Source organism: Rhodococcus sp. 21391 (genome assembly GCF_016772255.1).
Taxonomy (GTDB): domain Bacteria; phylum Actinomycetota; class Actinomycetes; order Mycobacteriales; family Mycobacteriaceae; genus Rhodococcus_F; species Rhodococcus_F opacus.
This window is the reverse complement of the sequence record NZ_CP063781.1, coordinates 4,474,476-4,494,214: the sequence shown is the minus strand read 5'-3', so window position 1 is coordinate 4,494,214 and position 19,739 is coordinate 4,474,476. Positions and strand designations below refer to the sequence as shown.

The 19,739-nt window shown below is 68.8% G+C and carries 20 protein-coding genes; 14 read left to right on the top strand and 6 right to left on the bottom strand.

Features of this window, described 5'->3' with window-relative positions:
- Positions 1-5: 5 nt before the first annotated feature.
- Together GO592_RS20850 and GO592_RS20845 are read right to left on the bottom strand one after the other, a co-directional pair.
- Entirely contained in the window at positions 6-749 is a 744-nt protein-coding gene (locus GO592_RS20850) for an SDR family NAD(P)-dependent oxidoreductase (protein ID WP_007300147.1), read from the bottom strand.
- A gap of 25 nt (positions 750-774) precedes the next feature.
- A complete protein-coding gene (locus tag GO592_RS20845; protein WP_007300148.1) occupies positions 775-1,710 on the bottom strand; it encodes a 3-oxoacyl-ACP reductase in 936 nt (311 codons plus the stop codon).
- 244 nt (positions 1,711-1,954) lie between these two features.
- On the opposite strand from GO592_RS20845, the gene GO592_RS20840 reads away from it, so the two are divergent.
- Positions 1,955-3,412 carry an MFS transporter gene (locus tag GO592_RS20840; RefSeq protein WP_007300149.1) on the top strand — a complete coding sequence of 486 codons (1,458 nt, stop codon included), beginning with the start codon at positions 1,955-1,957 and terminating at the stop codon, positions 3,410-3,412.
- 90 nt (positions 3,413-3,502) lie between these two features.
- Here the strand turns inward: GO592_RS20840 and GO592_RS20835 are convergent, their stop codons facing one another.
- Positions 3,503-3,985: a nuclear transport factor 2 family protein gene (locus tag GO592_RS20835; RefSeq protein ID WP_007300150.1), complete on the bottom strand. Its 483-nt coding sequence runs from the start codon at positions 3,983-3,985 to the stop codon at positions 3,503-3,505.
- Positions 3,982-4,878, bottom strand: coding sequence for a TIGR03619 family F420-dependent LLM class oxidoreductase (locus GO592_RS20830; protein ID WP_007300151.1), 897 nt, complete (start codon positions 4,876-4,878; stop codon positions 3,982-3,984). The genes GO592_RS20835 and GO592_RS20830 overlap by 4 nt, the downstream gene beginning before the upstream one ends.
- Positions 4,879-5,079: 201 nt before the next feature.
- Here GO592_RS20830 and GO592_RS20825 point away from each other — a divergent pair, with 201 nt between their 5' ends.
- The gene (locus GO592_RS20825) at positions 5,080-5,973 is read left to right on the top strand and encodes an IclR family transcriptional regulator (protein ID WP_007300152.1); all 894 of its coding nucleotides are present in this window, start codon (positions 5,080-5,082) and stop codon (positions 5,971-5,973) included.
- A 33-nt stretch (positions 5,974-6,006) separates the two neighbouring features.
- On the opposite strand, the gene GO592_RS20820 is transcribed toward GO592_RS20825, so the two are convergent.
- Positions 6,007-6,543 carry a flavin reductase family protein gene (locus tag GO592_RS20820; protein WP_007300153.1) on the bottom strand — a complete coding sequence of 179 codons (537 nt, stop codon included), beginning with the start codon at positions 6,541-6,543 and terminating at the stop codon, positions 6,007-6,009.
- A 197-nt stretch (positions 6,544-6,740) separates the two neighbouring features.
- On the opposite strand from GO592_RS20820, the gene GO592_RS20815 reads away from it, so the two are divergent.
- The 12 genes from GO592_RS20815 (at position 6,741) to GO592_RS20760 (ending at position 18,456) form a co-directional block, all read left to right on the top strand.
- Positions 6,741-7,616: an alpha/beta fold hydrolase gene (locus GO592_RS20815; protein WP_007300154.1), complete on the top strand. Its 876-nt coding sequence runs from the start codon at positions 6,741-6,743 to the stop codon at positions 7,614-7,616.
- Positions 7,613-9,325 (top strand): FAD-binding protein, encoded by a 1,713-nt coding sequence (locus GO592_RS20810; protein ID WP_007300155.1) that lies wholly within the window; start codon positions 7,613-7,615, stop codon positions 9,323-9,325. Before GO592_RS20815 ends, GO592_RS20810 begins: the two co-directional genes overlap by 4 nt.
- Positions 9,325-10,110 carry a 2-keto-4-pentenoate hydratase gene (locus tag GO592_RS20805; protein ID WP_007300156.1) on the top strand — a complete coding sequence of 262 codons (786 nt, stop codon included), beginning with the start codon at positions 9,325-9,327 and terminating at the stop codon, positions 10,108-10,110. The genes GO592_RS20810 and GO592_RS20805 overlap by 1 nt, the downstream gene beginning before the upstream one ends.
- 11 nt (positions 10,111-10,121) lie before the next feature.
- Complete coding sequence (locus GO592_RS20800; RefSeq protein ID WP_005565236.1) at positions 10,122-11,024, top strand: acetaldehyde dehydrogenase (acetylating); 903 nt, start codon at positions 10,122-10,124, stop codon at positions 11,022-11,024.
- A gap of 37 nt (positions 11,025-11,061) precedes the next feature.
- On the top strand, positions 11,062-12,120 hold the full coding sequence (gene dmpG, locus GO592_RS20795) for a 4-hydroxy-2-oxovalerate aldolase (RefSeq protein WP_007300157.1): 1,059 nt from the start codon (positions 11,062-11,064) through the stop codon (positions 12,118-12,120).
- Between the two features lie 40 nt (positions 12,121-12,160).
- Entirely contained in the window at positions 12,161-13,339 is a 1,179-nt protein-coding gene (locus tag GO592_RS20790) for an acyl-CoA dehydrogenase family protein (protein ID WP_007300158.1), read from the top strand.
- A 35-nt stretch (positions 13,340-13,374) separates the two neighbouring features.
- Positions 13,375-14,286, top strand: coding sequence for a biphenyl-2,3-diol 1,2-dioxygenase (gene bphC / locus GO592_RS20785; protein ID WP_007300159.1), 912 nt, complete (start codon positions 13,375-13,377; stop codon positions 14,284-14,286).
- On the top strand, positions 14,283-15,440 hold the full coding sequence (locus GO592_RS20780; protein WP_007300160.1) for an alpha/beta hydrolase family protein: 1,158 nt from the start codon (positions 14,283-14,285) through the stop codon (positions 15,438-15,440). The genes bphC and GO592_RS20780 overlap by 4 nt, the downstream gene beginning before the upstream one ends.
- 79 nt (positions 15,441-15,519) lie before the next feature.
- The gene (locus GO592_RS20775) at positions 15,520-15,906 is read left to right on the top strand and encodes a hypothetical protein (protein WP_007300161.1); all 387 of its coding nucleotides are present in this window, start codon (positions 15,520-15,522) and stop codon (positions 15,904-15,906) included.
- A 103-nt stretch (positions 15,907-16,009) separates the two neighbouring features.
- The gene (locus GO592_RS20770; protein WP_007300162.1) at positions 16,010-16,996 is read left to right on the top strand and encodes a PEP/pyruvate-binding domain-containing protein; all 987 of its coding nucleotides are present in this window, start codon (positions 16,010-16,012) and stop codon (positions 16,994-16,996) included.
- Positions 16,996-17,595, top strand: coding sequence for a hypothetical protein (locus GO592_RS20765; protein WP_007300163.1), 600 nt, complete (start codon positions 16,996-16,998; stop codon positions 17,593-17,595). Before GO592_RS20770 ends, GO592_RS20765 begins: the two co-directional genes overlap by 1 nt.
- 18 nt (positions 17,596-17,613) lie before the next feature.
- Positions 17,614-18,456: a DUF427 domain-containing protein gene (locus GO592_RS20760; protein WP_007300164.1), complete on the top strand. Its 843-nt coding sequence runs from the start codon at positions 17,614-17,616 to the stop codon at positions 18,454-18,456.
- Here the strand turns inward: GO592_RS20760 and GO592_RS20755 are convergent.
- Entirely contained in the window at positions 18,453-19,688 is a 1,236-nt protein-coding gene (locus GO592_RS20755) for a low temperature requirement protein A (RefSeq protein ID WP_050998691.1), read from the bottom strand. The two genes, GO592_RS20760 and GO592_RS20755, sit on opposite strands and share 4 nt — an antisense overlap.
- Between the last annotated feature and the right edge of the window lie 51 nt (positions 19,689-19,739).

The following is a 19,739-nucleotide window of genomic DNA, read 5'->3' as shown; positions in this document are numbered from 1 at the left end:
GCGGATCAGCGCAGCTTGATGCTGCCGCCGTCCGCCATCAGTGTCTGTCCGGTCATGTACCGCGAATCTTCGGAGGCGAGGAACACCGCGACGGGCGCGATGTCAGTCTCGGGATCGCCGATCCGCTGCAGCGGAACCTTCGCCACGGACGCGGCGGCGCGGTCGGGAAATTGTTCCTGCCAGGCGAGGACGCCCTCGGTCGCGGCGAACGGGCAGATCACGTTGACCCGGATCTGGTCGGCCGCCCACTCGTTGGCGGCCACCCGGCTGACGCCGCGAATCGCTTCCTTGGCGGCGGCGTACGACGTCTGGGTGGGCATGCCATCGAGCCCGGACCCGGACGCGAAGTTGATCACCGACCCCGTCGCCGCCTTCAACTGCTCGTAGCACGCCTGCATGAGGTGAACGACCGGATAGAACCCGGTCCGGAACGAGAGGTCGAACATCTCCTGGGTGTGGTCGATCAATAGTGCCTGCCGCGAGGCGTGGGCGTTGTTGACCAGCACGTCCACGGATCCGAACGCTGCGACGGCGGCGTCCCGGATCTGCTCGGCGGATTCGCGCCGGGAGATGTCGGTGTTCAGGAAGCGAGCGGACGATCCCAATTCCTGCTCGAGATCTTTGCCGCGTTCGTCGTCGATGTCGACGAACAGGACGTTGGCGCCCTCGCGGACGAACACCGTCGTCACGGCCCGGCCGATGCCTCCGGCGCCGCCCGTCACGATCGCCGTCTTTCCGTGCAGTCTCATCGTGCGCTCCTTCTGCGGTTGTGGCTCAGACATCGGCGGTGTCACCGGTCGCCAGCGCGACCTTCTCCAGTTCGGCGATGCTGAACGCGGCATAATTCTCGTGCGGTCCGCGGCCGGCGAAATAGGGTGTGAGAAGCTCCTCGAGCTCCTCGGGCGAGAACTCGGAACCCGCTGCGTCGAAGCGGTTCTCGACCGTCGGTGCCGCCATCAGCGCGACCATCTTGCCGTACACGACGAACACCTGTCCGTTGATCTCGTCGGCGGCGGGGGAGGACAGGTAGTGGACGAGGGTGGCGACCCGTTCGGGGGACAGGGGGTCGAGTCCCGCGTCGGCCGTGTTCTCGCCGAACGCGTCGGCGGTCATGGCCGTCCTGGCGCGCGGGCAGATCGCGTTGGCGCGCACCCCGTAGCGGGACAGGCCCTGTGCCGTCGAGAGTGTGAGTGCGGTGATCCCGGCCTTCGCGGCCGAGTAGTTGGGCTGGCCCGCCGATCCGAACAGGAACGCCTCGGACGACGTGTTGACGACCCGCCCGTATACCGGGCCTCCGGCGTCCTTGCTCGCCTCGCGCCAGTGCACGGCCGCGGCCCGCGACGTGGCGGCGTGCCCTTTGAGGTGGACGCGGATGACGTCGTCCCAGTCGGATTCGGTGAGGTTGAAAATCATCTTGTCGCGCAGGATTCCGGCGTTGTTGACGAGGATGTCCATCGATCCGAACGTGCTGACGGCCTCGTGCACGAGGCGTTCGCCGAGCGACCAGTCGGAGACGTCACCGGTCACGGCGGTGGCGCGGCCGCCGGCCGCCGCGATCTCCGCGGTCACTGCGTGTGCGCCGTCGCCCATGTCGTTGACGACGACTGCCGCGCCGGCGGCGGCGAGTGCGAGGGCTTCGGCCCGGCCGAGGCCTGCGCCCGCGCCGGTGACGACGGCAGTGCGTCCGGCGAGGCTGAGTGATTCCGTCATGGGAACTCCTGAGTGCGAGATGAATTAGATTTCATTCTAGTTGTATCGCACGAACCACTGATCAGTCACGAGAGAGGCGCAATCTGATAGAGGAATGTTTTCTACTTTTCCTGCCGATTCGGCATCGACGACACCGGCTGCGGACAGGTCTCGGTGAGTGGGAACTGTGGTCGACGTCACTGAGCGGCATGCCAGGTTGGGCGTGCTGACCCTCTCGAATCCCCTGGAGCCACATATGCATAACATGCCCCTGTCCCCAGGTGAGGCGGAGCGCGCACCGCTCTCACGCGGGAAGTCGTTCGCCCTCCTCGCCCTGATCATCCTTCTCGTCGAAGTCATCCCGCTCGCCTACAACTTCGTCACCCCGGCGTTGCCGGAGATCGCGAAACACTTCGGCACCGCGAACGTCGGTTGGGTGATCACGATCGTCACGCTCGTCCTCGCCGCCTCGACTCCGCTCGTCGGCAAACTCGGCGACATCTACGGCAAGAAGCGGATGATGCTCGTGTCCGCCGCGTTGTTCGGCGCCGGTTCACTACTCGGCGCGCTGGCCCCCAACTTCGAACTCTTCCTCGTGGGCCGCGGACTCCAGGGTGCGGGCATGGCGATACTCGTGCTCGCCTACGGGTTGATCCGAGACACCCTGCCCCCGTCGATCATTCCCGTGGCCGTCGGATTCGTCGCCACCGGAATGGGCGCCAGCACCATCCTCGGCCCGATCATCGGCGGCTACCTCATCGACCACTTCGGCTACACCGGCGTGTTCTGGGCGCAACTCCTCCACGTGGCGGTCGTCGGAATCGCGGTCGCGATCTTCGTTCCCGAGACCACGCTGCGGACGCGATCGAAGCTCGACGTGCTCGGCGCGGCCATCCTCGGACTCGGCGCATTCGTGCTGCTGTTCGGTATCGGTAAGGCCACCGCGTGGGGTTACACGGCCCCGCAGACGCTTCTGTGTGTGGGCGGCGGGCTCGCCATCCTCGCCGGCTGGCTTCTCTACGAACGCACGCCGAAGGAACCGCTCATCGACCTGCAGCTGCTGAAGCACGGACCCGTCGCAAAGACATTGGCCGCCAGCGGTTTCGTCCAGTTCGTCCTCGTCAGCCATTCGATGCTCATCCCGATGTTCGTGATGACCGATCCCGGTCTCGGTTACGGATTCGGAGTCACCGCCCTCGCCGTCGCCATCTACACCGTCCCCACGGGCGTCGTGTCGATGATCGCGGGCCCGGTCGGCGGATACTTCACCCGTCGTATCGGCCCGGCGCCGGTTCTGGTGTTCGGCGGCGCGTCCCTCGCGCTCGGATCGTTCCTGCTCGCCACCCTGCACGACTCGACGGTCCAGATGATATTCGGGCAGTTGGTGATCGGCCTCGGGCTCGGTTCCGCGTCGGCGACGCTGCCGAACCTCATCATGCGCACCGTGCCCGCGCAGACGCAGGGGATTGCCGGTGGGATGCTGAACCTGTCCGGCTCGCTGGGCAGTGCGATCGGCAGTCAGGTGATGATCGCCATCGTCGCGATCCCCGGTGTCGTGCTGGTGGGCCGTGCCGCGCAGTACTCGGAGAAGGGCTTCGTCTACGCCTTCTTCACACTCGCCGTCGCCGGACTGCTGGCCGCGGTGATGGGGCTTCTCCTCACCCGCAACAAGATCGAGCGTCCGGTCGGCGCGACGGTGCCCAAGTCGGAGATGGTCGCCTGACCTTCCCTCCGCGCACACCTTCCCTCCGCGCACACCGACACGAGGCCCGCAGCACCTGCGGGCCTCGTGTCGGTGCGGCAGAGCCAGTGCTCAGGCCCGCACACCAGCCGCCAACAGGGTGCGCGCCTCCTCCCGGCCGTCGAGCAACCGATTGACGCGCCGGGTCACCTTCCACTCGCCGTCGATCTTGGCGAGCTCCCACCGGTTGGCAGTGATCCGGTGGACGCGGAATCCCTCGTCGTCGTGAATGATCAACTGCGACTTGCACGTGGCCACCGCGGTGTCACCGTCGACGCGCACGTGCCCGGGCTCGAGCATGTGCGCGCAGCCAGCACCGATCCAGCCCTGATGCGCCTGCGACTGCACCATCGCCGTGATTGCCGCATGCCCGCGCATCACCCCGGTGTCGACGTCGTACACGCCGTCCTCGGTCCACAGCCGCGCGACCGCGTCGGCCGAACCGCTGTCGATGGCGGGACCGTAGGCGGTCATCAATTCGAGGATGGCGAGCTTGTCTTCGAGTGCGGTGACGCGTTCGGCGAGTGCGCGGACGAGTTCGTCGGTGCCGGTCATGGACGGATCCTGTCTTCGGTTGCGGTGCGGAAGGAGACGCCGAGTTCGTCGCCCAACTGTCGGAGGGCCTCCAGTTGCTCGCAGTAGTGGGCTGCGCTCGTGGACGCGAGGGTGGCGCTGACGACGGTGGTGCCGGCGTCGCGTCGTCGTTCGAGGGCGCGGGTCACGGTGTCGCGGGAGCCGATCGGGTCGAGGGGCGCGCCGGCGCTGAGGACCACTTCGAAACCGTCGGGGAGGTCGACCCTGGCGAGCAGCGTGCACAACTCGTCGAGCGACAGGCCGAACGGCACCCACCCGTCGCCGAGCGTCGCGGCGCGGCGCAGGGATCGCAGAGTCCGTCCCCCGATCCACAGCGGGACCCGCGGCTGGACGGCGTGCGGTTCGACGACGACGCCGTCGAAGTCGTAGAACGTGCCGTGGTACTCGGGCCGGGGTTGCGACAGCGACGCACGGAGCGCCGCGAGGGCGTCGTCGGCGCGGGCACCGCGGTCGTCGAAGTGGGCGCCGAGCAGGTCGAATTCCTCGCGCAGGCTGCCCACGCCGAGGCCCAGGACGAGCCGGCCGCCGCTGACGACGTCGAGCGTGCCGTACCGCTTGGCGATCTCGAGGGGGTGGTGATAGCCGAGTACCAGAACCTGGGTGGCGAGGCGGACGGCGGTGGTCTGGGCGGCGAGGAACCCGAGTGTCGCGAGCGGGTCCCAGTAGGTGCCGCCGCGCTCGACCGCGACGTCGGTGGGTACGGCGACGTGCTCGCTGCAGGTGAGGTGGTGGTAGCCGAGGCGGTCGGCTGTGCGGGCGATCGCGGTCAACTCCGCGATGCCGGCGCCGAGTTCCCAGTCCGCGCGGACGGCGGGGTGCGCGATGACGATGGGCGGCGCGATTCCTATGTGCATCAGTTCGTTACTCCGCTGTCGGGGGTCGGTCTGTCGTCACCGTTGTAGTGGAGGTGCCCGGGTGCCGCGCGGGCATTCCCGGTGACCGGACGCGGCGGTGGTCCGAATTCTTCCCCGCGGCGGGCACGGCTGGTACATTTTAAGAATTCATTTCAATTTTTGTCGGGCGTATGCGTGTGACCAGGATATTTGGAGGCGTCGATGACTGTCGTCGATTCGGATGATGCACTGTCGGTACCCGCTGCGAAGAAGGATCTGCCACCGTCGATGGTCGAGCGGATGACGCTGATCCTCGACGCGTTCGACGGCCGCACATCGCGCCTGACCCTCGAGGAGGTCGCGTGCCGCACCCGGCTGCCGCGGTCCACGGTGCACCGCATCCTCGACCAGCTGGTCCGCCTCGACTGGGTCGACCACGCGAGCTTCGGCTACTGCCTCGGACGGCGCGCGATGGGGCTCGGCGGCGGCGACAACGGGCACAGCCAGGTTCGGGCCGCGGCGGCCCCGCTGCTGCACGAACTGCACATGCAGACCGGAATGGTGGTGCACCTGGCCGTGCTGGACGGCGCGGAGAGCGTGTACCTGGACAAGGTGGGCGGACGGATGGCCGCGAGCCTGCCGTCGCGGGTGGGTGGGCGCGTTCCCGCCTACACGACCGCGGGCGGCAAGGCGATGCTGGCGTGGGTGGACCCCGAGGAGGTCGACGGCATGTACGGGCCGCGGCTCAACCGGAGCACGGACCGCACGATCACCGAACGGTCCACACTGCACCAGGAGCTCAACCGGATCCGGCAGCGCCGCGGTCTCGCGTTCGAGCGGGGGGAGGCGGTGCGCGGAATCGGCTGCGTCGGTGTCGCGGTCCGCAGCGCCGACGGGCCGGTGGCCGGCATCTCGCTGTGCGGCGACGCGCGCACCGTCCAACTCGAACGCGTCGCCCCGCTCGTCGTCGACGCCGCCCGGGAAGTCACCCGGACGCTCCACCCCGATTTGGGAACACCCCGTCGCGGCCGCCGGACCCCGGAAATCCCGGACAGCTCCTGGTCGACCGAGACCCTGGACCAGCTCCTCGCGGTGCAGTCCGGGCAATGGCTGTAGCGCCCGTGCGCGCGTGACGAATCTCTGGACTCGTTACGCGCGCACGGGTCGCGGAGCGGCGTCGAGGCCGAAACCGCCACGGAAGAACACCATCGGACGCTCCTCGCACACCGATTCGAGTTCCAGGACGCGTCCGATCACCACGTCGTGGTCGCCGGCGGTGTGCACCGACTGCACGTCCGCGTGCACGCGCACGAGAACCCCCGGCAGTGACGGCGTCGACCACCGCGACGGCCCCCAGGACAGCCCGTCGAACTTGGTGCCCCGGCTCGAGCCGAACCGGAAACAGAGGTCCGTCTGGTCCTCGCGCAGCACGTTGATCGTGAAGCGCCCCGACCGCCGGATGCGCGGCCATGCCCGCCCGCGGTGATCGGCGCAGAACAGGATCAGCGGCGGCTCCAGTGACACCGACGCGAACGACTGACACGTGAATCCCACCGGACCCTCCGTGTCGAGCCCGGTTACCACTGTCACTCCGCTGGCGAATTGGCTTAGGGTGCGGCGCATCTCGTCCGGTGACGGTGCGTCCGAGCGTATCCCGGGCTGGGTGCCGGCCGGTTCGGTTGCCATCAGACCGCCTCCGATTGCTCTTCCGTCGCCGACCCGTTCGACGATCGTCCCCGAGGCTAGGGACGGCCCCGAACCGTCACGAGATGCCGTCTCGGTCAGTGGAAATCCCCGGCCGATGCCTGCGCGAGCAGGGCGATGTCTCGCTGACCGGGATCGCTTCTGTCCGAGCCGGGAGCGCGCTGGCAACGTGACCGACCATGACGACTGACTCGAGTTACGAGGGCACCCTGAAGGAGCTCAAGACCGACCTCGGCGTGCTTCGCTACCACGAGGCCGGCGACGGTCCGCCTCTTCTGCTGCTGCACGGCTCCGGCCCCGGCGTGACGGGGTGGCGCAACTTCCGCGGCAACCTCGGCGTCTTCGCCGAGCACTTCCGCACCTTCGTCCTGGAGTTCCCGGGATTCGGGGTCAGCGACGACTTCGGCGGTCATCCGATGCTCACCGCAGGCGACGCGGTACTCCGCTTCCTCGACGGTCTCGGACTCGACGAGGTGGCGATGCTCGGAAACTCGATGGGCGGCATCGTCGCCACCCAGTTCGCCATCGCGCACCCCGACCGGGTCGGCAAGCTGATCACCATCGGCGGCATCGGCAGGAACCTCTTCAGCCCCGGCCCCGGTGAGGGCATCAACCTCCTGACGGAGTTCACGGACGACCCCACCCGGGAACGACTGATCGCGTGGCTGCACTCGATGGTGTTCGACCCCGCGATGGTCACCGAGGAACTGATCGAGGAACGCTGGACGCAGGCAACCGACCCCGAGACCCTCGCCAGCGCGCGCAAGATGTACAGCAAGGCGGCGTTCGAGGCCGGCGCCAAGGCGGCGCTCGAGTCCGATGCGACGCCGTACTGGGCGCAGCTGCACAAGGTGAAGGCGCCGACACTGCTCACGTGGGGTCGCGACGACCGGGTCAGCCCGCTGGACATGGCGATCATCCCGATGCGGTCGATTCCCAGGGCGGAACTGCACGTGTTCCCGAACTGCGGGCACTGGGCGATGATCGAGCAGAAGACGGCGTTCGAGAGTGCCGTCCTCGCCTTCCTGCTCCGCAAGGACGGCAGCGAACGATGAGCGGCACCGAAGAAAACTTCGACACCACAGTCGATTTCCTCGTCGTCGGCAGCGGTGGCGGTGGCATGGCCGCGGCGATCACCGCGGCCGACCGGGGAATCGACACTCTCGTCATCGACAAGGGCGCCACGTTCGGCGGATCCACCGCCATCTCCGGGGGCGGCATCTGGATTCCCAACGCCCCGACACTGCGGGAGAGGGGTGTGATCGACTCGCGGGAATCGATCCGCCGCTACCTGGACATCATCACCGAGGGCACGGTTCCCGCCGACCGTCTCGACGCGTTCGTCGACAAGGGCCCCGAGCTGATGGAACTGCTCGACCGCAGCCCGCACATGAAGCTCTACTGGGTGAAGGGTTACTCCGACTACCACCCGGAGTACGACGGCGGCCGTCCGCTCGGACGCACCATCGAATGCACGCCGTTCGACACCCGGGCGCTGAAGGAGGACGAGCAGTACCAGCGGCCGAACAGCATGAAGGGCCCGCTGGGACTGTGGGTCACGTCCAAGGACTACCACGACCTCGCCATGGTCAAGCGCACCTGGAAGGGCCGCAAGGCATCACTGGTCGCGGCGTGGCGGGTGGCGTCCAACGTGATCCGCCGACGCCACATGGCCACCGGCGGCCGCGCACTCGTGGCGCGGATGCGGATGGTCCTCAAGGACGCCGGGGTGCCGCTGTGGCTGAAGACGTCGATGACGGAACTGATCGTCGACGGCACCGGAGCCGTCGTGGGTGTTCTCGCCGAACGCGACGGACGAACGGTCCGGATCGGCGCGCGTCGCGGCGTGCTGCTCGCGACCGGCGGCTTCGACCACAACCAGGACATGCGCGCGAAGTACCTGCCCAAGCACGGCGTCCCGGACGTCAGCGCCGGTGCCCGGGAGAACACCGGCGACGGCATCGTCGCCGGCCAGAAGCTCGGCGCGGCAGTCGACCTCATGGACGACGCCTGGTGGATGCCGTCGGTGTTCCACCCGACGGGCGCCGTGATCCCGCTCGTGTCGGAGCGGTGCATTCCGCCGTCGGTGATCGTCAACGGCCGCGGCGAACGCTTCACCAACGAGTCGTCGCCGTACGTGAACTTCGTCCACGACCAACTCGACGGCGGTCACGTCCCGGCGTGGTTCGTGATGGACGGCAAGGCGAAGTCGCGGTACCCGTTCGCGCAGGTGCTGCCGGGTGTGCCGTTCCCGCAGGGGTTCTACGACTCCGGGGTCGTGCACAAGGCGGACACCCTGCGTGACCTCGCCGACGCGATCGGCGTCAAGGCCGACACCCTGGTTGCGACCATCGACCGGTTCAACGGCTTCGCCCGCACCGGCAAGGACGAGGACTTCGGCCGCGGCGACAGCGCATACGACCGGTACTACGGCGACCCGACGATGAAGAACCCGTGCCTCGACGAGATCGTCGAGGGACCGTTCTACGCGATCCGGTGCGAGGCCGGCGACCTGGGCACCAAGGGCGGACTCGTCACCGACGCCGACGCGCGGGTGCTCCGCGAGGACGGTTCCGTCATCGACGGCCTGTACGCCACCGGCAACACGTCGGCGTCGGTGATGGGCAATGAATACGCCGGTGCGGGCGCGACCATCGGTCCCGCCATGGTGTTCGGCTACATCGCCGCGCTGCACGTCGCCGACGTGAGTGGCGAGACGTCCCGGGGCGCGCGACAGCACTCACGTGCGGGAGAGGTGGCGTGATGCTGAGCGATGCACAGCGACTGTCCGCCGCCCACCTCCTGCGGAACGCCGAACAGAGCCGCGCGCCGATCGATCCGTTGACCACCGTGTTCCCGGGCATCGACGTCGTCGACGCCTACGAGATCGCGCTGATCAACATCCGGGCAAGGCGGGGTGCGGGGGAGACGGTGTACGGCCACAAGGTCGGTCTGTCGTCCGAGGTCATGCAGAAGATGATGGGCGTCGACGAACCCGACTACGGACATCTGCTGTCGAGCATGGTGTACGCCGAGGGGACGCCGATCGACACCGCCCGATTCTGCTACCCGCGCATCGAGGTGGAGATCGGATACGTCCTCGGCGAGACCCTGCCGGGGGAGGGATGCACCGAGGCGGACGTGCTGGCGGCCACCGAATACATCGTTCCCAGCATCGAACTGATCGACTCCCGCATCACCGACTGGAAGATCGGGCTCGCCGACACGATCGCCGACAACGCGTCCTCGGCCGGGGTGATCCTCGGCGCCGGACGGGTCGAGCCGGCGAACGTCGACATCGGCGGGATCTGCGCCGTGCTGTTCCAGGGCGAGGAGGAGATCGCGCGGGGCGAGGCGTCGGCGGTGCTCGGCAATCCCACGAAGGCCGTGGCCTGGCTGGCCCGGAAGGTCGCAACCTTCGGAGTGCGACTCGAGGCCGGGCACGTGATCCTGCCGGGTTCGTGCACCCGCGCGATCGACGCCCGGCCCGGCGACGTGTTCCGCGCCGATTTCAGTGACATCGGTTCCGTATCAGTAGAATTCAAGTAAAGGCGACAACTGTGACCAAGGCTCTCGCCGCGATCGTCGGATCCGGCAACATCGGCACCGACCTCCTGTACAAGCTCCTCCGCTCGGAGATCATCGAGCCCCGCTGGATGATCGGCGTCGACCCGGACAGCGAGGGACTGAAGCGCGCCGCGGACCGGGGTGTGATCGCCAGCGCCGAGGGCGTCGACTGGCTGCTCGCCCAGGACGAGCGGCCCGACATCGTCTTCGAGGCCACGTCCGCCTACGTGCACCGGGTGAACGCACCCCGTTACCGGGAACTCGGCATCCAGGCCGTCGACCTCACCCCCGCCGCGCTCGGACCCGCCGTCGTGCCCGCCGTGAACATGGGCGAGCACCGGACCGCGCCGAACGTCAACCTCATCACGTGCGGCGGCCAGGCGACCATCCCGATGGTCCACGCCGTCTCCCGGATCACCGAGGTGGCGTACGCCGAGATCGTCGCCAGCGTGGCGTCGCCGTCCGCAGGCCCGGGCACCCGCGCGAACATCGACGAGTTCACGATCACCACGAGCCGGGGCATCGAGACGATCGGCGGGGCGAAGAAGGGCAAGGCCATCATCATCCTGAACCCGGCCGAACCGCCGATGTTCATGAAGGACACCGTGTTCTGCTCCATTCCCGCCGACGCCGACCGGGCCGCGATCACCGCGTCCATCCACGACGTCGCGGCGTCCGTGCAGGCCTACGTCCCCGGCTACCGTCTGCGCGCCGAACCGCAGTTCGACGACCCGACGCCGATCAGCGGTGGCCTCGCCCGGGTCGGCATCTTCCTCGAGGTCGAGGGAGCGGGCGACTTCCTGCCGCCCTATTCCGGCAACCTCGACATCATGACCGCCGCCGCCACCAAGGTCGGCGAGAGCTTCGCGACGCAGATCCTCGGCGCGAGCGTCTGAGCGCGTCCGCCCCATTCACTCTTCGAAGGAAATACCGATGCCTTACAGTGCTGATCTCGACATCCGGGTGACGGACTCGTCGCTGCGCGACGGCTCCCACGCCAAGCGACACCAGTTCACCGTCGAACACGTCCGCTCGATCGTCGGGGCGCTCGACGCCGCCGGGGTTCCGGTCATCGAGGTCACCCACGGCGACGGACTCGGCGGTTCCTCGTTCAACTACGGCTTCAGCCACACCCCGGAGCAGGAGCTGATCAAGGCCGCGGTGGAGACGGCGGAGCGGGCCAGGATCGCGTTCCTCATGCTCCCCGGACTGGGTGTCCAGTCGGACATCCGGGAGGCCGCGGACAACGGCGCGAGCATCTGCCGCATCGCCACGCACTGCACTGAAGCCGACATCTCCGTGCAGCATTTCGGTCTCGCCCGCGAACTCGGGCTGGAGACGGTCGGCTTCCTGATGATGTCGCACAGCCAGCCGCCGGAGGTTCTCGCGAAGCAGGCCCGGATCATGGCCGACGCCGGCTGCCAGTGCGTGTACGTGGTGGACTCGGCCGGGGCGCTGATCCTGAACGCCGTCAGCGACCGCGTGTCCGCCCTGGTGGCCGAACTCGGCGACGACGCGCAGGTCGGCTTCCACGGGCACGAGAACCTCGGGCTCGGTGTCGCCAACTCGGTGCTCGCCGTCGAGGCCGGCGCCCTGCAGATCGACGGCTCCACCCGGCGTTTCGGTGCGGGCGCGGGCAACACCCCGGTCGAGGCGTTCGCCGCCGTCACCGAGAAGCTCGGAATCCGCACCGGCATCGACACTCTGAAGATCATCGACGCCGCCGAGGACGTCGTCCGGCCGATCATGGACGGCGACTGCCTGCTCGACCGGCTGTCGCTGACCATGGGCTACGCGGGTGTCTACTCCAGCTTCCTCAAGCACGCCGATTCCCACGCCCGCCGGTACGGGGTGTCCGGTGCGGAGATCCTCATCGAGGCCGGCCGACGCAAGCTGGTCGGCGGTCAGGAGGACCAGCTGATCGAGATCGCCCTCGGTCTCGCAGACCGGGAGTCCGCGGGTTCCGCAGTCGCCGAGAAGAAGTCCGCCTAGGCGTTTCGCCGGGTACCGACACCAGAAAGCCGAGATCATCATGGGCCAGGTTCTTGACAGGATCGGACAGTACGCGGACGAGATCCGCGCGGAAGGCGCCGAGGGCGACAAGCTGATGCGCCTGTCCGACACCTCCGCGAAACGGTTGCGCGACTCCGGCGTGATGCGGATGCTGCAGCCCAAGGAGTACGGCGGCTACGAATCGCATCCGCGCGAGTTCGCGGAGACCGCGATGGGCATCGGCGCCATCGACGGGGCCGCGGGCTGGGTGAGCGGCATCGTCGGCGTCCACCCGTGGGAACTGGCGTTCTTCGACCGCACGGCCCAGGACGAGGTGTGGGGCGAGGACTCCGACATGTGGATGGCCTCGCCGTACGCGCCGATGGGTGTGGCCGTGCCCACCGACGGCGGCTACGTCCTCAACGGACGGTGGTCGTTCTCCTCGGGCACCGACCACTGCGGGTGGATCATGATCGGCGCCGCGGTCGGTGACCGGGACGGCAACCGGGTGATGCCCCCGCAGATCCTGCACGTGCTGCTGCCACGCTCGGACTACGACATCGACCAGGACAGCTGGAACGTCGTCGGACTGCGCGGCACCGGGTCCAAGGACCTGATCGTCAAGGACGCGTTCATCCCGCAGCACCGGACCCTGCAGGCCGACAAGGTGTTCGACGGGTCTGCGCCGAAGGAGTTCGGCCGCACCCAGACGCTCTACAACTTCCCGTTCTCGTGCATCTTCCCGCTCGGCATCACGTCGTCGCTGATCGGGATCGCCGAGGGCGCGCTGGCCTGCCACCTGAATGCGCAGCGTGAACGTGTCACCGTGTCGGGTACCGCGATCAAGGACGACCCGTACGTGCTGTTCGCGATCGGCGAGGCGGCGGCGGAGATCGCGGCGTCGCGCGCGGCGATCCTCGAGACGGTCGACCGGTTCTGGGACATGACAGAGAAGGGGCAGGACGTCTCGTTCGAACTCCGCTCCATCGGCCGGCGCACGCAGACGGCCGCCGCGTGGCGGGCGGTGCGCGCCGTGGACGAGATCTTCGCACGTTCCGGTGGCGGTGCGCTCCAACTGAAGACACCCCTGCAGCGCTTCTGGCGCGACGCCCACGCCGGCCTCTCCCATGCCATCCACGTGCCGGGGTCGATCTTCCACTCCTCGGCGTTGACCCAGCTCGGCGGGGAACCTCAGGGCATCCACCGCTCGATGATCTAGGCGCGGCGGAGCCGCCTCCAGGAAAGGACTTTCACATGACCGACATTCGAGGACTCGGCTACCTCAGGATCCAGACGAAGGACGTGCCACGCTGGCGTGAGCTGGTGGTGGACGGGCTGGGCATGGCCGAGGGGTCCGGCCCCGAGCCCGACGGCCTGTACCTGCGCGTCGACGAGCGGCGGTCGCGGCTGATCGTCCTCCCCGGCGACACGGACACGGCACTCGCGGTGGGGTGGGAGGTACGCGACCAGTTCGCTCTCCAGCGGGTGCGTGAGCAGGTGGATAAGTCGGGTGTCACGGTCGACGTCCTGTCCGAGGAGGAGTCACGCCACCGCGACGCAGAGGAGGTGATCGCGTTCGACGATCCGTCCGGCACACGGGTGGAGGTGTTCTTCGGGCCCGTGCTCGACCACAGTCCGGTCGTCACTCCGCACGGCGGCCGGTTCGTCACCGGCGCACAGGGTTTGGGGCACGTGGTCCTCCCGACGCCGGCGTTCGAGGAGGCCTACACGTTCTACACCGAGGTGCTGGGCTTCCTGCCGCGCGGCGCGATCCGGCTCGGACCGTCCGACGCCCCGGGACCGGCCCGCCGGGTGCGGTTCATGGGCGTCAATCAGCGCCATCACAGCCTCGCGTTGTGCCCTGCACCGCGCAGCGGCGAACCCGGGATGGTGCATCTGATGACGGAGGTCGACACCCTCGACGCCGTCGGCCAGGCGCTCGACCGGCTCGGCAAGCTCGGCTTCTCCATCTCGTCGACCCTCGGCCGGCACACCAACGACCGCATGGTGTCGTTCTACGTGCGTGCCCCCGGCGGCTGGGACCTCGAGTTCGGCACGGAGGGCATGCTCGTCGACGAGATGCACTACACCGCGGAGGAGATCACGGCGGACAGCTACTGGGGGCACGACTGGTCGGGTTCCGAGCCGCTGGCGGCGTTCTCATGACGTTGTCGCGCGCCCGGATCGGCGCGGTGGCCGTACTCGTCCTCCTCGTCGGTGGAACCGCCTGTTCCACTGCGACATCCGAGACGGCGACCGACCCGGGCGCACTGCGGCCGGGCCAGCTTCTGTCGTCCCGCGCCGTCGCAGACGGTCCCGCACTGCCGAGTGCCGCGCGAAACGACGTGATCACCTACGTGTCGCAGGACGTCAACGGCGACCCCGTCGTGGTGTCGGGCACCGTGTCGATCCCCCGCACGCCGGCACCCGAGGACGGGTATCCGGTGATCAGCTGGGCGCACGGCACGACCGGCGTCGCGGACGCCTGCGCCCCGTCCGCGGATTTCGCCGGCGGCCCCGCCCACGGCTATCTCTCCGGGGTGGACGCGTCCCTCGACGACTGGGTCGCCAAGGGATATGCGGTGGTGAGCACGGACTACCTGGGTCTGGGCACGCCGGGGATCCACCCGTACATCAACGGTGACACGGAGGCGAACGCCGTCGTGGACATCGTGCGCGCCGCCCGGACGATGGATCCGGCGGTCGGCTCGACGTGGTTCGTGATCGGTCACAGCCAGGGCGGGCAGGCGGCGTTGTTCACCGCCGCGCAGGGCGGGGAGCGCGCCCCGGAACTGCGCCTCGGTGGTGCGGTGGCGATCGCGCCGGGCAACGGGCTCGACCAGACGCCGCAGTACTTCCGCTCGGGTGTTCCGGGTATCGAGGCGGCCGAGGCGTTCCTCCCGCTGATCCTCCTCGGAGCCCAGGCCGCGGATCCAGCCATCGACCCGTCGACGTTGCTGACGGAGCAGGCGCAACCCCTGCTGACGGTGGCGCGGACCGGCTGCATCGACGACATCCGGAAGGTGCCGCCCGTGCCCGCCGGTCAGGTCTTCCGTCCCGACGCCGACCTGGGACCGCTCACCGAGTATCTGGCCCGTCAGGAGCCGTCGCGGGTCCACGTGCAGGTCCCGACGCTGGTCGCGCAGAGTTCGGGCGACCTGGTGGTGAGCAAGCCGTCGACGGATCTGATGGTGAAGACGTTGGAGGACAACGGGAACGAACTGACGTATCGGACGTACGAGGGTGCGGACCATCGCGGGACGATCGGTGCGTCGCAGAAGGACGCGCAGGATTTCGTCGCCGGGATCCTCGCCGGCTGAGGACGCCGGGACCTCGCCCGACGACGCGACCATCAACAGAATGTTGACAACAGACTGTTGATAGCGTGTGTCTGGTCGGGTGACCACCGACGACCAGACCCACGCGGCCGACCTCGATCAGGCACGCACGACGCTGAACGAGGCCGGTGCCGCCCGGCTCGAGCGGCGTCCCTGGGAGCATTCCGGGCAGCCACGTTCGGACACCGACCTCGTCAGGTTCGCGGCGTGGGCCGGCCGGGACGCACAGGGCACGGACCCGGCGGTGCTCGCGGCCGGGCTGCGGCTGCTGTCCTCAGCTCGGGTCGAGCTCGATCAGATCGAGTCCGGCCTGCTGTTCGCTGCCCGTGCCAGTGGGATGACCTGGCCGCAGGTCGCGGAGGCGCTCGGCCTGAGTTCGGCGCAGGCAGCCCAGCAGCGCCTGAACCGGGTCCTTGCCAGAGCAGGCGACCGTGGCGCGGAGGCCTGAGCAGTGCCGATGCTCCCCCTGCCGGACGCGTCCTAGCGTTGCGGTGTGAAGGCCCGCAACCTCGGCTGGCTGCTGTGCCGGATACCGGGTACCCGACGGATTCGTGATACCCGACCCGCTCGGCGATCCCGGTTGGGAGCGGGAGATCGAGGCCGGACTGCACCGTCTCGGTCCCGGTCCGTTCGCGGCGCGCTCGTCCGCCCTCGCGGAGGACGGCGTCGAGTCTTCGTTCGCCGGACAACTGGCCACGACGCTCGGGGTCACCACCAGCGCCGAGGTGATCGAGGCGGTGCATCGCAGCGCCGCGTCGGGTTCCTCACCCGAAGCCGTCGCGTACGCGGCTCGCACGGATCAGGAAGCCCCCGCGTCGGCCGGGGTGATCGTGCAGGTGATGGTGCAACCCGAGACGGCCGGAGTCATGTTCACCCGGCACCCGGTCAGCGGGGCCGAGCAGGTGGTGATCGAGGCTACGAGAGGCCTGGACGACAGTGTCGTGGCCGGGACCGTCACTCCGGAGGCGTACCTGGTCGACGGTGCGCACGTGCAAGTCGCCCGGCACCGGGGCGGGCAACTGCTGACCTCTGCCCAGGCCCTCGCCCTCGCGGCGCTGGGACGCGATATCGAGAGCCTGTTCGGCCGCCCGCAGGACATCGAGTGGGCGATCGCCGGCGAAGACATCCGGGTCCTGCAAGCCCGCCCGATCACGACCGCTCCCTCCACCGCGCGGCCAGTGCGAGCCACGTCGGGCGACATTCTGCTGACAGGCATCGCAGCCGGCCCGGGCACCGCCGTCGGGCCTGCGCGGATCATCGGCAGCCTGGACGACTTCGCCCGCTTTCGTCCGGACGACGTGCTGGTCAGCCGTACGACCTCGCCGGCGTGGACCCCGCTGCTGGCCCGAGCCTGCGCGGTGGTCACCGAGACGGGCGGGATGCTCGCGCACGCCGCGATCGTGGCCCGCGAATTCGGCATCCCGGCAGTCCCGGCAGCGGCGGGGGCCATGACCACCCTGACCGAGGGCCGGCTGGTCCGCGTCGACGGCACCCACGGGCACGTCGGCACCGCCACCGGGAACACTGGGAGAAACTGATGTCGCACCGCACACCGACGGACATCCTGGTGCTGCACGCCGTGCGGATCCTGGGCTACGCGGAGACCGCGCGCATCGCCGCCCGGTTCGCGCTGCCTGCAGGACTGGCAGGCGAGCACCTGCTCGAGACCGAGGCCCGTGGGTGGGTCACCCACACCGACTTTGCCGGGGACAGCGGCTGGTCCCTGACCGAAACCGGGAAGGTTCACGGCGAGCGACTGCTCGCCGCCGAGCTCGACCGGTGCGGCACCCGCGCCGTGGTGGTGCAGGTGCACCAGGACTTCCTGCCGCACAACGTCGCCGTGGCGGACGCGTGCACCGCCTGGCAGCTGGCCGAGATGGGCCTCGGCGAGGCGACCGTGACGATCGACGCGACGATCACCCGCCTGGCGACCGCGGCGCACGCCCTGGGCGAACTCGAGGCGCGCCCGGTCGCGGGCATGGACCGGTTCGCCGGCTATCACCAGCGGTTCGCCGGCGCCGTCGAGCGAGCGGGCACCGATCCGGGCTGGATCACGGCAACCGACCGCGACTCCTGCCACCGCGTCTGGTTCGAGTTCCACGAGGACCTCGTCGCTTCCCTCGGCCTGGCCCGATGACAGGCCTAGTCTCGACTCATGGGCCTGCGACTGCGCGACAGCATCGGACGTCAGCTACGCGAGCTTCGCTACGAGCCGACGGCGAAGCGGATCCGTGCCGTGCTGAACGGGACCACGGTGGTCGACAGTGACCGTGCGGTCCTGGTCTGGGAACCGCGGCGCGTCGTTCCCACGTACGCGGTGCCGGCGGAGGACATCGACGCGGAGTTGTCGCCGGAGCCAACGGGTTCGGTGGCTGCGGAGGGGACCGGCGACGTCGGCTTCGCCCTGCCGGACGTGACGACGATGCCGGTACTCGATCCGCGGGTGCCGTTCTCGGTGCACAGCACGGAGGGCGAACCCGTCGCGCTCCGTACCGCCGGCGCAGGGAACGCCCTGGGGTTCCGGCCCGGAGACGAGGACCTGACCGGGTACGTGGTTCTCGATTTCGACGGCTTCGACCGCTGGCTGGAGGAGGACGACGAGATCGTCGGTCATCCGCACGACCCGTTCCAGCGCATCGACGTTCGCCGCACGTCCCGCCACATCCGGGTGATGCTGGGCGACACGCTCCTCGCCGACACTCGGCGGGCGAAAATGCTGTTCGAAACACTGCTGCCGGTCCGCTACTACCTGCCGCCCGACGACGTCGTCGCGGAACTGCAGCCGAGTGCGACGACGTCGTACTGCGCCTACAAGGGCGAGGCCGCCTACCGGTCCGCGGTCACCGCCGGCGGAGTGCTCCACGACATCGCGTGGCGATACGACGAGCCCCTCGTCGACGCGTCGGAAGTTCGGGGGCTCGTGGCCTTTTTCGACGAGTGGCTCGATCTGGTCGTCGACGGTGTGGCCCGGCCTCGGCCGGTGACTCCCTGGTCCTAGTACTCCTCGCCGGCGCCGGTGTCGGCGCGCCCGAGGACGATCTCGAGCGCCCGGGCCTCGTGCGCGTGTCCGAGCAATTCGTATCCGACGACCGTGACGACCGGCGCCAGCATCACCACGATCAGACACCATGCCATCGACACACCCTGCGCCGCCAGCGCCAGTGCGAGCGCGATCGTGGCCGCGGTCAGGACGAGGAGCAGGACATGGAACGGGTCGCGCACCCGCAGCAGGTACGTGTACAGCGCGTAGACGCCCGCGAGGAAGATCGCGACGGGCGTGGCGACGGAGAGCACCGTCGCCGTCCCGCCGAGATGGGAGGCGTGTTCGATGTAGTACGCCGCCACGTGTAGTCCGGCCCCCACCGCGGCCAGCGACGCGAAGAGCGCGATGTGGCTGTAACCCCAGACGAACGACCGGTTGCGGTACACCGCGAGCACCTCGGCCGACGGCAGGATGTAGTACACCCACCACAGTCCGAACGTGAGTCCGATGCCTGCGACCGTGACGAGTATCGCGTCGAGTGTCCAGCCCTGGTGTTCGACCACGGCGGACAGGGACGCCACGGTGCCGATCACACCCTCGCCGAGGGTGATGATGACGAGCAGGCCGTGACGCTCGACGATGTGGTGTGCGTGCCAGGGTGTTCCGCCCCGGTACCGTTCGGCGATGACGGGGCTGGTCAGCTCGACGAGGATGAGGATCGCGCCGAAGCCGAACGCGTACTCGACGGAGAGGGGAGCGATCACCAAGGCGACCCAGCCGATCTGCGCGATGACGAGCGTCGTGGCGTACGTCAGTGACGCGGGACGGTGCTCGGGGTCGTGTTTGGCGGCGCGCAGCCATTGGAACACCATGGCGACACGCACGACGATGTACCCGGACACCATCACGGAATTGTCGAGCTCGACGCCGCGGTCGATGGACGCGAACATCGGCGGCATGCCCAGCGCCAGGATGACGACGCCGATCATCTGGACCATGGTGGTGACCCGGTAGATCCAGTCGTCGGTGTCGTAGGCCGACGCGAACCAGGAGAAGTTGATCCACGCCCAGATGATCGAGAACATCGCGAACGCGAATCCCGCCAGCCCGGCGGCGACGTGCCCTTCGGCGACGAGGTGCGCGAACTGCTCGCCCGCGACGCCGAACGCGACGACGAACGTCAGGTCGAACAGCAACTCCAACGGCGTTGCCGCACGGTGTTCCTCGTGCGGATCACGCCCGACCATCTTCTGGACCCGATGGGCGAGGCTCCTGCTGTTCGGTGCCGGTGTTCCGGG